The organism is Comamonas sp. E6 (genome assembly GCF_001010305.1).
Taxonomy (GTDB): Bacteria; Pseudomonadota; Gammaproteobacteria; order Burkholderiales; family Burkholderiaceae_C; genus Comamonas; species Comamonas thiooxydans.
In genome coordinates this window covers 1-1,970 of the sequence record NZ_BBXH01000059.1, presented here as the reverse complement: position 1 = coordinate 1,970, position 1,970 = coordinate 1, and the positions used below count along the sequence as shown (strand labels likewise).

Annotated in this window: 1 pseudogene; it reads right to left on the bottom strand. The window is 58.9% G+C overall.

The features are described 5' to 3' along the window. Positions 1 to 143: 143 nt before the first annotated feature. A pseudogene (locus CSE6_RS25880) lies at positions 144 to 1,970 on the bottom strand (Tn3-like element IS1071 family transposase); the annotation flags it as partial.

Here is a 1,970-nt window from a genome sequence, read left to right as displayed (position 1 = left end):
GGGGTCTCCTCGTTTTCAGTGCAATAAGTGACGGTACGAAAAGCTAGCACTGGCGCGGAGGTGGTGTTGGTAGATCGTTGATTTCATTGACTTTCCTGTTCACTTTCAAATCTGCGATTCGTGGCGTCAAACCGTGGTCGGTTTCATCCATTGGTGCCAGTTATCGATGCATTTGGCCGCGAAGGCAGGATTTGGTCAGCATAGCGGTCAACCGGGAAGCGAAACACACCCCGCAAGTTGATGCTCTCCAGCCTGGTGGGCGCAATCTTCCCGATCAGTTCCGGTGGAATGACCTGGCGGCGGTTCGACCAGCGATCCAGGACCGCCTGCATCTGTGAGGTATTCCACGCCATCACGATGTTGGCCATCAGGCTCAACGCATCGGCCACAGCCTGCATTTCATCGACACGTTTGGCCTGCGCCGGGCTGATCCGGCCGGTATAAATGGCGCGCTTGAGGGCGTTAACAGCCTCGCCCCGATTGAGCACCCGGCGCAACTCGTTCCTGAAAGCGTCCTTGACAAAGTAGTCAGCCAAAAACGCCGTACGCAGCAACCGCCCCAATTGCACGCCAGCCTCATAGATTGGATCGCCCTGGGCGGCAGAACCGAACCGCGCAAGAGCTGCCACCGCACTGGCATGTCCGCTCATGACCGAGGCTGCCAGGTGCACCAGACTATCCCAATGCTTTTCGATCAAAGCGACGTCGACATTGGCTTCGCACACCGCAGCGATTTCTGCGGGCACTTTGGTGCCGCGTGGCACAAAGAGGTGGCGCTGTTTGAGTTCCTTCAACCGCGGGCAAAGATCAAAACCAAGCAAACGGGCATGTGACATGGCAAAGTCGGTGTAGCCATGGGTATCCACAGCAAGCTGGCTGGTCTCCAGCTTTTCTTGGCGGATGACACCTTCAATGGCCACGCCCGCCTGGCGCTCATTGAGCACAAAGGGCTGCGCATGGAAGATGCCCCACCGGTCTTTTACATGGGAGTAGATTCCAATGGAAGGTGTGTTGCGCCGAGGATCAAGCCGGGCTTGCCACACCCGTTTGGTGGTCTCCATGCTCATCATGTCAGAAGATGCCAAATCGGACCGCCCCCAGGTGGCGGCAATCGGGTGTCGCTGCATGAATTCCAGCACAGCCTGGCAGGCCTGGCTCAGACGCCGTTCGTCCCGCGCCCAGCGCATGGCCTGGCGAATGCTGGTGGCAGACAATTGCGGAATCATGCGCGCGCATTCGACCGCAGTCAGACTGGTGCCGTGGGCCATGATGCCGGCATAGACCATCAGCAGCTCGTCGGTAGAGCGCGGCTCACGTCCGAGCATGATCCAGCTAAAGCGCACCTGGGCGTCAACGGCCAGAATCACTTCCGGCAATTGAACCTCACCGATGCGGTGATCCAAAGCCGCGCGCAGCTTGGTCACTTCTGGGTCTTCGTCCTCTGCGGGCAATGGCGACAAATGGAGTTCATCATCCACGCGCAGTACGCCACTGCGGGCTGCAGCGGCCACCGCATCGACACCGGCAGTTACTCTGGCCAGCAAAGGCTTCAAGAAAGTGGCAGCCTTGCTGGGTAACGATAGACGGGCATAGTGTTTCTTGGACTCTGCCTGCCAACGCTCGTCCGTGAAGAACAAGCGCGCACGACCCCGAAAGCTCAGGCTGTGCTCAATCCAGACCGAGCCATTGCGCACCGCGCGGCGCAGGGCAAACAGGGTGGCCACCTCCAACGCCTGAAACGCCCGTTCCCGGTCTGGGCTGGAGATCGAAACCTGCCAGATCATTCCCAGACTTGGTGCCACCACTTCAACTGGCAGCTTTCTGGATCCTTTGAGATATAAAGCTTGCAGCTTGGCAAGGTACTCGATGGCAGGATGCTCGCCGGTGGCCTGCCAGGGCAGCTTTGCAATGGCGACGAGCAACGACCGCACGGGGCGAATTCCATCAATCAATCCCTCGCGGACCAGGGA